Genomic DNA, 1,917 nt, shown 5'->3' with positions numbered 1-1,917 from the left:
GAGTCGCTCTCGCGTCGGCGGCGGCCTTCGCCACGTCCGGCGCCTTCGGCAAGTCGCTGCTCGTCGGCGGCTGGTCTCCCGGCGCCGTCGTGACCCTGCGCGTCACCCTGGCGGCCCTCGTGCTGCTCGGTCCGGCGCTGTGGTCGCTCCGCGGCCGGTGGGCGGCCCTGCGGCGCAACGTGTGGGTCGTCATCGGCTACGGCCTGACCGGGGTCGCGGGCTGTCAGCTCGCCTACTTCTACGCCGTGACGCACCTCTCCGTCGGGGTCGCCCTGCTGCTCGAGTACCTCGCCCCCATCCTCATCGTCGGCTGGCTCTGGGCGCGGCACCGGCAGGCACCGCGCCGCCTGACGCTCGCCGGGGTGGCGCTCGCTGTCGCCGGGCTGTTCCTCGTCCTCGATGTCGTCGGGGGCGCGAGCATCAGCCTCGTCGGTGTCGTCTGGGGTCTCTGCGCCGCGGTCTGCCTCGTCCTCTACTTCCTGCTCGCCGACCACGTCGACGACGACGTGCCGCCGATCGCCCTCGCCGGTGGTGGCCTCGCCGTGGGTGCAGCGTCGCTGGGGCTTGCCGGTCTCGTCGGCGTGCTCGACATGACCCGTGGGGCGGCCAGCGTGCCGCTGGGTGGTGTCGTCGTGCAGTGGTGGGTGCCGGTGCTCGTCATCGCGCTCGTGGCGGCGGCGTTCGCGTACGTCACGGGCATCGCGGCGGTGCGCATGCTCGGCGCCAAGGTCGCCTCGTTCGTGGCGCTCACGGAGGTCCTCTTCGCGGTGCTCTTCGCATGGCTCGTCCTCGCCGAGCTGCCGACGGTCGTCCAGCTCCTCGGTGGGGTGCTCATCGTCGTCGGGCTCGTGGCGGTCCGCGCGGACGAGGCGCGAGCGCTGCCCGGTCCCGACGCGCTTCCGCCCTGCGTCGACGACGACTAGTCCCGGACGTTCGCGGATTTCGCGGCCCGGCCGTCAGTCGCGTAGGATCGAGCAGTTGCCTCGGCGAGGGACGGTGCACGGCTGCCACGGCAGGGCGTGACGAGGTCCGTGATCGACGCGGTGGCCTGACGTGGAGCTATCCATGGTCGGGTTCGCCTCTGCGTGCGGACCACATGACCGGCCTGCTCCGTCACTGCCGATCACCGCGCGTCGTCCCGCGTCGAGGCCGACCACTTCGAGACCCGCCTCATCCGAGACCCCCAGGAGACTTCTGTGTCTGACACCTCCAAGCTCGTCGCCGAGAAGCGCACCGACTTCGGCAAGGGCGCCGCCCGCAAGATCCGCCGCGCCGGCAACATCCCGGCCGTCATGTACGGCCACGGCACCGAGCCGGTGCACATCTCGCTGCCCGGCCACGACACGATGATGGCGCTCAAGCAGGCCAACGCGCTGCTCACCATCGTCATCGAGGGCAACGAGCAGCTCGCCCTCGCCAAGGACGTCCAGCGCGACCCGATCAAGCCGGTCATCGACCACGTCGACCTCGTCGTCGTCCGCAAGGGCGAGAAGGTCACCGTGGACGTGGCCGTGCACCTCGAGGGCGAGGCCGCTGCCGAGACCGTCGTCACGCTCGACCACAACACGCTGCAGCTCGAGGCGCCCGCCACAAGCATCCCCGAGAACGTCGTCGTCTCGGTCGAGGGCCTCGAGGCCGGCACGCAGATCCTMGCCGGCGCCGTCGAGCTGCCCGAGGGTGCGACGCTCGTCACCGACGCCGAGGCCCTCGTCGTCAACGTGACGCAGGCCATCTCCGCCGAGGCCCTCGAGGCCGAGCTCGCCGAGGCCGAGGCCGAGGCCGGCATCGAGCGCGAGGAGTCCGAGGAGGAGGCCGCCGCCGAGGGTGCCGAGAGCGCCCCCGCCGAGGGCGCCGAGGCCGAGGGCGACGAGGCCTGAGCCACACCAGGAGTGGCGCTCTGCGCCACCCGATGCGTAC

General features: G+C 72.1%; 2 protein-coding genes. Both read left to right on the top strand.

Annotation, left to right across the window (positions count from 1 at the left end; translation table 11 throughout):
- Positions 1 to 923: EamA family transporter (locus tag AC1DP0_RS21465; protein ID WP_478088536.1), on the top strand; the 923-nt coding region annotated here is incomplete at its 5' end.
- Between the two features lie 273 nt (positions 924 to 1,196).
- Positions 1,197 to 1,877, top strand: coding sequence for a 50S ribosomal protein L25/general stress protein Ctc (locus tag AC1DP0_RS21460; RefSeq protein ID WP_478088535.1), 681 nt, complete (start codon positions 1,197 to 1,199; stop codon positions 1,875 to 1,877).
- Positions 1,878 to 1,917 lie beyond the last annotated feature (40 nt).

The sequence above is a fragment of the Terrabacter sp. P5_B1 genome (genome assembly GCF_056400505.1).
This window is presented reverse-complemented; position numbering and strand designations above follow the sequence as displayed.